This is a genomic window from Enterococcus hailinensis (genome assembly GCF_045862035.1).
Lineage (GTDB): Bacteria > Bacillota > Bacilli > Lactobacillales > Enterococcaceae > Enterococcus_A > Enterococcus_A hailinensis.
The window spans coordinates 1-5,432 of the sequence record NZ_BAAFRV010000039.1 but is presented as its reverse complement, the minus strand read 5'-3'; the positions used below and the strand labels follow the sequence as shown (position 1 = coordinate 5,432).

Sequence of the window (5,432 nt, the reverse complement as noted above, 5' to 3'; positions counted from 1 at the left end):
CTGTAGTAAAATCATTCATAGGGAAGTCCTCTTTTCTGTGAATTGGTTGTCGTAAACTTAATTCTACAGAAGGGACTTCCTTTTTTGTATGGATTTTATTCATTTACACAAAATATTTTACACTCTCCAAATTCAAACATACCTTCACAACGAATGTTGTCTTTATCTACAACACCAAGTAATTTATAAATTTCATTTAAAGAAAAGCCAATTTCTTGTAGGTGTTTAATGAATTTTACTCGTTTTACATCTTCCTCTGAATAAACTCGATAACCGGAATTAGTCCGATCGGGTTCTGGTAGTAAGTTTTTTCGTTCGTAATATCGAATGGATTCCTTATTTACACCACATTTTTCAGAGAAGGAGCTAATAAAATAAGCCATGCTATCACATCCTTTTTTTAATTATAAACCATGTACTTAGGTACATGTCCAACCAAAAATAATACGAAGGGGGGAATATCATTTTCCTTCTTATTTACTTTCAAAAATGAAGTGAAAATTAAATGTGGTACCAATAAATTTTGAGACTTCTTTTATAATAAATAATATCGGACCTAAATACATGAAATTACATAGAAATATGTATCTAGAACCTTGTTAATACAGGGTTACTTTTTTACAATCATTATTTTTCTTATAGTAAAGAAATAATAACTAAAATAGCAGTAGCAACCACTGGTTGCTACTATGGAAACCAATAAGTTCTATTAAATTAGGACTATTTGGTAGATAATAAGGTGTCGATTAGAAGGGGGTTAGAAAGGTTATTCTTGAATGGTACACATAATAGATAACTTATTTTCTTCGAAATAATATTTTATACCTACTATTATTTCAATCTAAACAGATAGGTAAAAACAAGTAGCGAGAGGAATGGTTTTTTGGAAAGATATAAGAGTCGAAAAGAATTAAAAGCGGAGGTGAAAGAGGTATTACGTGGCAGATGGAAAGAAGCCATTTTATTAAGTGCTATACCAATAATTTTAACAATAATAGGGGTAGCGATTACTTTATTATCCTATTCCTTTATTCAGCAAAGAATCGGTTTATTTTCTGATATAGGGACGAATATTAACAGGTATGAGTCATCATATACTGAAGACTTTTGGTCTACCATCCTTGGAGCCTTATCTACGTTTATTGCTATTGGTATTTCATATACTTTTTTAGATTGGTTAAGAAACCCAACTATGCGTATTGAACCAGTTAAACAAGCTTTTCAAATATTCACTAAAAAATACTTTTTAGGTACGTTTTTAATTTATATTTTCACCGGATTTTTTACCTTATTATGGGCATTTCTTTTTATCGTACCAGGAATTATAAAAACAATATCTTATTCTCAAGCCTATTTCATTTATAAAGATCAAAAAATACTAACTGAAAATGGAAAAGTATCTGCTCTCGATTGCATAACAGAAAGTAGAAAAATGATGGATGGCCATAAGTGGGAATACTTTGTATTACAGTTAAGCTTTATTGGCTGGGGCATTTTAAGCATTCTATCTCTAGGAATCGGATTTCTATGGTTAAAACCATATGTATATTGTATATATGCAGCATTTTATAACAATCTGACTGAAAATAGTCATTTTGACGAGTCATTAGATGACTTTTAATCTACTTAAGTTATGTATAAATAGCTAGACTAAAAAAAAGAGTAGTTCTAAATTGTTTATTATCAATAAATAAGTTTATTGAAGGGACAATTAATACAGAACTATAATAGAGTATGCTTACCATTTAAGGTGTCGACAATTGCGCTATATTAGCAAAAATAGTTTAACTTCAATAGACTATAAAGAAAGTACAATAGCAACTAAACTCACGTGTGACTATAATTAAGGAGCGATATTTTATGGGCAAAACAAAATGGTATTCCGGAGGAAATGAACGAGCAAAACAAGCAGCAAATATTATTACTGATCTATTAGATGATTTAAAAACAAACTTAGAAAACGAGTCGCTACAAAATGTATTAGAGAATTATTTTGAAGAATTAGAACAAAAGGGCGCTTCTATTCCTATGATTTTAAGTCGTATGAACTTAGATATTTCTAAAGCAATCAGAAATGATGGAATTACTCTATCAGACTATCAATCTAAAAAACTAAAAGAATTGACTTCCATATCCAATATTAGATATGGATATTAACAGTGTACAAAAATAGATAAATTCAATTATTCCTAATTAAATTAATTTATAAGGTCACAGTAGTTATAGTGACCTTATTTTGTTTAGTCAATATGGAAAGATCAATTAAATTATATAGCCAATCGTTCCTTTAAGTTATCTAATGCTTTTTATAAATATTAAATACATGAAATTGGATAAAATCATGTCTCCGGAACCCTATACCCATAGGGTTCTTTTTTTATGGGGTCCGCAAACACACGATTATATACCCTAATCGGATAAAATCATATATCGAAAATAGGCGTCTACTTTTTTGCTTTAAATATGTCTGATTTGGGTGTACCAAAAATAGACAAATTGAGAAGTAAGATTTACAGGTTTACTTTTCAAATAAGTAGGAAGAGATTATGAATGCCCTCCTTGTAATAGCTGTTTGAATTTGTATGAATTATTCAGGTTTCTATTTAAATATTAAAAATAACGTGTATCATATACTATATAATACTATTTTAGGGAGGTCTTTATATCAACTTAATTGCTGTAGAGTTAGAAAATTTTAGAGGTTATCAACACAAAGTAAAAATTCCTATTGATAATTTGACTACATTTATAGGGAAAAATGATGTTGGGAAATCGACCATTTTCGAAGCTTTAGAAATTTTTTTTAATAATAAGCTCGTTGTAGCAGATAACGATGATTTCTGTGTACATTCGAAATCAGACGTCTTTACCATTTCTTGTGAATTTTCAAACTTACCTGATCAGATAGTTATTGATGAAAATGTTTCAACCACTCTAGAATCTGAGTATTTATTGAACAAAAACGGTAACTTAACCATCACTAAAGTATACAGTAGGACTAAAACCAAGCCTAAAGAAGAGGTTTCTATTTACGCATATCACCCCACAACAATAAAATATGATGACTTATTATCACTTACAAATAACAAACTAAAATCTAGAGCTAAAGAATTGGGCGTTACACCTGCTAATTTAAATACAAATAAAATAATTAGAGAAACTATTTGGAAAGATGCTGCTAACTTAAATTTAGAAGAACATCTAGTAAGTGCTTCTGGAGAAGATACTAAGAAAATTTTTTCTAAAATAAATAACTATCTCCCAGTATTCACCCTTTTTCAATCAGATAGAACAAGTAATGACGGAGATAATGAGATAACAGAACCTATGCAACTAGCAGTTAAAGAGGCTCTAAAAGAAGTTAATAGCCAATTAGAAGAAATAAAAAAAACTGTTGAGCAACACGCGCTAAATACAGCTAGTAAAACTTTACTTAAACTAGCTGAAATGGATCCTTCTTTAGCAAGTAAACTAATTCCTGAATTTAAAGTCGAGCCTAAATTTGATTCCTTATTTAAATTAACTATTCGTGACGAAAATGTGCCTATCAACAAGAGAGGTAGTGGTGTACGAAGGTTAATCTTACTTAATTTTTTTAGAGCACAAGCTGAAGATAGACTTTCTAAAAGTAATAATGACTCTATAATCTATGCATTCGAGGAGCCTGAAACGTCTCAACATCCTTCAAATCAAAAGATGCTTATTGAGTCTTTTCTTGAACTAAGCAGATCCCATAATACTCAAGTTTTACTAACCACTCATACTCCTGATATAGGTGGCATTGTACCTAAGAAATCTCTACGTTTTATTACTGAAGATGATAACAAAAAAATAGTGAAATTTGATACTCCTGATGTTTACAATCAAATAGCAGAAACTTTAGGTCTTCTTCCAGAGTATTTAGAACGGGACTGTAAGGGTATAATTTTTGTTGAAGGAAAGGATGACATTATTTTTCTTTCTCATATCGCCAATAAATTATCTGGTGAAGGATTTATTGAAAAAAATATTCATGAGGCAGGCATTACCATTATACCGATGGGAGGATGCGATTCATTAAAATTTTGGGTTCAAAGTGATTTTGCTGTTAAGTATAAAATTCCATTTTTTGTATTTCTTGATTCCGATAAAGGTACTCTAGAAGAAAAGAAACAATATGATAGAAAAATAGAACTTGAAGCCTCTGGCATCGTTGTTTCATTAACAAGAAAAAGAGAAATCGAAAATTATATACATCCTTCATTAATACCTAATAATGTAAGCATTAGTGATACTTGTGATGCTAAAAAAATATTAGCTGCAGAATTAAGAATTGGGAAAAAGAAAGTAATGTCTTCACTTATTTCTGGTATGACTACTGAAATGATTCGTGATATGGAAGAATATGAAGAAGATAATATTAAAAAATATGAATTTACAGATTTCTTTCAGAGAATATATACTTCTATCAATTCATTATAAAATCTCGCTATATAAGTTGAATAAAATAATTACCCTACATTTTCACGCAGAGACGGTCAATGACAATCTCCCTCTGCTCGTTTATCCAAGTGAGGAAACTCTGAACCGCCAGATTGATCTTTTGGACGCTTGAGAAAAATACGTTATTGATAACCGTCTCCTTCAGCCATTTCCATAGTCCCTCTATCAAGTTGAGATTAGGGCTATACGGAGGAAGGAACACGAGTTCCAAACGCCCCTTATTCTCTTCCAAGAATGGCTGGATCAGTTTCGCATGATGGATACGGGCATTGTCCAGAATCATGACTATCTTTCCAACCGGATAATACTCAAGAACAAAGACTAGGAATTCTAAGAAGGATGTTGCGTCGTAGTGCTCTTTCTCGCTGCATAGGATCTCACCCGACGCGTAGTCCAGGCAGCCAATCAGCTTTGTACCACAATGTTTTCCGTAGGTAGGGATTATCCGTTGTCTTCCTTTTAGAAACCAGGTCCGTTGGATAGCTTGGTAATCTCGAATCATGGACTCGTCTTGAAATAAGAGATAATCGATTTTCTCTTCCATGGACTCTTTTTTATTTGGATTGCATGTCAGGTAATAGTTTTGCTAGAAATTTAAAAGTTCTTACGATTGGTAATATGGTCAACTATTTGAAATATTTACTCCTAATTTAGATAAGTAATACTGTTCAAGTAAAAGAAGGAGGGTAATCGAAAGCTGAGAGAAAATTTTTTCAATACACATGATGGAATTACTACAGAATGGATATGTATCCCTTGTGAAGTGCTAGACATAATTTTTTTTAAATTATGAATGAAGTAGATGGTATTAATCGTGTCGTGTAACCTGCATTCCCGAATTGTGTAACGATAATCACTCGAAAAACCGCTGTAACGCTTGATATATAGCGGTTTTTTTGTAGACTTATAACTCGTTATATAATATAATGTATAACGAGGAGTGTTGATAT

At 31.3% G+C, this 5,432-nt stretch carries 3 protein-coding genes and 2 pseudogenes; 3 read left to right on the top strand and 2 right to left on the bottom strand.

What is annotated here, in order from left to right; translation table 11 throughout:
* Positions 1–128: 128 nt before the first annotated feature.
* Positions 129–383: pseudogene (locus tag ACKTSC_RS13195) on the bottom strand (MerR family transcriptional regulator); the annotation flags it as partial.
* Between the two features lie 500 nt (positions 384–883).
* Between ACKTSC_RS13195 and ACKTSC_RS13190 the strand changes: the two are divergent.
* The 3 genes from ACKTSC_RS13190 (at position 884) to ACKTSC_RS13180 (ending at position 4,461) form a co-directional block, all read left to right on the top strand.
* On the top strand, positions 884–1,621 hold the full coding sequence (locus ACKTSC_RS13190) for a DUF975 family protein (protein ID WP_311901442.1): 738 nt from the start codon (positions 884–886) through the stop codon (positions 1,619–1,621).
* A 239-nt stretch (positions 1,622–1,860) separates the two neighbouring features.
* Positions 1,861–2,157: a bacteriocin immunity protein gene (locus ACKTSC_RS13185; RefSeq protein WP_034536171.1), complete on the top strand. Its 297-nt coding sequence runs from the start codon at positions 1,861–1,863 to the stop codon at positions 2,155–2,157.
* 507 nt (positions 2,158–2,664) lie between these two features.
* Positions 2,665–4,461 carry an AAA family ATPase gene (locus ACKTSC_RS13180; protein WP_407857810.1) on the top strand — a complete coding sequence of 599 codons (1,797 nt, stop codon included), beginning with the start codon at positions 2,665–2,667 and terminating at the stop codon, positions 4,459–4,461.
* A 34-nt stretch (positions 4,462–4,495) separates the two neighbouring features.
* On the opposite strand, the pseudogene ACKTSC_RS13175 reads toward ACKTSC_RS13180, so the two are convergent.
* Positions 4,496–5,014: pseudogene (locus tag ACKTSC_RS13175) on the bottom strand (IS630 family transposase); the annotation flags it as partial.
* Positions 5,015–5,432 lie beyond the last annotated feature (418 nt).

Bases quoted from the DNA above. Each gene is read 5' to 3' on its own strand.
- ACKTSC_RS13185 (WP_034536171.1), top strand. From the start codon at position 1,861: ATGGGCAAAACAAAATGGTATTCCGGAGGAAATGAACGAGCAAAACAA.